Raw genomic sequence first — 1812 nt, forward strand, 5'->3', positions numbered from 1 at the left:
GCAGTCCGGTGGCCGCGATCAGCCCGAACAGGGTTGAGTAGGTCACGGGCCGCAGTTTCTCCTTCGAGGGCAAGGTCTGTCACCTTTCGGCGTAATGGCGCCGGGCATTTTCGCCGTAATGGCGCCACTGGAAACGAGCAATTCAAGGGTTCGAACGGGGATCAAGGTTGCTTGATTTTCCCTGCTTTTGCAAGCTCGGTTCTGGGGTTGTCGGCCCCTGGTTTGAGGCCGCGATAGCTTTCGCCGTCGAGGACGATTTTGTGTGCGCCGTGACGCAAGCGATCAAGGGTAGCGGCGCCGATCATCTTGTTACCTGGGAATGCTTCGCCCCATTCGGGGAAGTCCAGATTTGAAGTCAAGATCGTGGCCGCCCGCTCATAACGCTCGGCGATCAGATCGTGGAAGTCTTCATCGTCTGGTGAACGCAGTGGCTTAAGACCGAAGTCGTCAATAATAAGAAGTGGCAGCTTGGCGAGGTACTGGAACCGACGATCGTAGGTGCCCACGGCCGCCGCGCTGCGCAGGCTTGCTAATAATTGGCTTTGTGTTGAGAACAGGACATCATGTCCTTGCCTCGCCGCAGCGTGTCCGAGCGCTTGCGCGAGATGGCTCTTCCCCGTTCCGCAGGGACCGGCAATCAGGACCGCCACTTTCTCGTCGATGAATCGGCCTGTGGCCAGATCGTGGATGGCGGCTCGATTCAAACCGGGTAGCCGGTCGAAGTCGAAGCCTTCAAGGGTCTTCTGGCTACGGAAGTTTGCGCGTCTCATGCGCAGGCTGAGCTTCTTGTTGTCGCGCCGGGCGACCTCGTCATGGATGAGGAGCGACAGGAATTCGGTGAACGCGAGCTTGCGATCGATGGCCTCCCGGTTTCGCGCTTCCAGCGAATCGAGGATGCCGGACAGGCGCAGTTGTTTGAGCAGCGGCGTTAGTTCAGGAATGGGATGCATGGCTGGCCTTATTGGAGAATGGTTTGAGTGTTGCGGCAGAAGCGGCCACCTTCGGTATAGGTGCTCGCCAGCGCATCAAAGGCGTTTAACAGCGTCAGTTGATCCAATCCCTTTTGCAGGATGGTTTTAACCGCTGTGTAGTGCGGCGTGCCGTAATGGTTTGCGCGCGAGCAAGCTGCTTCGAGTCGAATCGCGCCGTATTTCTGTTTAAGCCGCAACACACCCTGCACCGAGCGCATCTTGATTAAGACTTTGTCGCCGAAGAGCGCGTGAACCAAGGCGAAGCAAGCAGGCCCGATCTGCTCAGCGGTCGCCAGACACCACTGGGTATCCTGCAACTGCCACGCCTGAGCGGCGGATGGCAAATGATCGTCTACTGTGCGACGTCCGCCTGGGCGAACGAGGCGTACGTGAGCGGCAACCGATTCCTGCCCACGGTATAGCGTCACCATAGTGTCGGTCGCCTTGAGCCATAACTCTTGGCCGACCAGTCGATACGGGACCGAGTAAAAACTCTGCTCGAACTGAACATGAGCGTCACGGTGCACCTTCCCCTTAGCCCAAACTGCAAGCTCCGGCGGGACGTCTGGCAAGCTGATCAGCAGGCTTCGCTCGACTTCCGCGAAGCGCTTGAGCGGCATCTCGCGGCTGGTTCCGTGAATGCGGTTGCCGGCCTCGTTCATTACCCAAGCATGTATCTGGCGGTTGGCGTCAGCCAGACCACGGAACTCCCGCAGTGGCAAGAAGCCTCGCTTTACAAATTTGACGCCCGATTCCACGATTCCCTTCTCGTAAGTCAGCAACTGTCTGTCATGAGGAACAACGCGTAGTCAAAGGCGGGTTGTTCGAGATCACCCATCCG

The 1812-nt window shown here is 58.2% G+C and carries 1 protein-coding gene and 1 pseudogene; both read right to left on the bottom strand.

Features of this window, described 5'->3' with window-relative positions; genetic code table 11:
• Positions 1–161: 161 nt before the first annotated feature.
• Positions 162–950: an IS21-like element helper ATPase IstB gene (istB, locus tag AWB69_RS45035; RefSeq protein WP_062093210.1), complete on the bottom strand. Its 789-nt coding sequence runs from the start codon at positions 948–950 to the stop codon at positions 162–164.
• Between the two features lie 8 nt (positions 951–958).
• Positions 959–1741 (bottom strand): annotated as a pseudogene (locus AWB69_RS45040) (Mu transposase domain-containing protein); the annotation flags it as partial.
• Positions 1742–1812: the final 71 nt, after the last annotated feature.

The sequence above is a fragment of the Caballeronia udeis genome, assembly GCF_001544555.2.
GTDB lineage: Bacteria > Pseudomonadota > Gammaproteobacteria > Burkholderiales > Burkholderiaceae > Caballeronia > Caballeronia udeis.

Excerpts from the sequence above, each read along its gene's own strand:
- istB (WP_062093210.1), bottom strand. The coding sequence starts at position 950 with ATGCATCCCATTCCTGAACTAACGCCGCTGCTCAAACAACTGCGCCTG.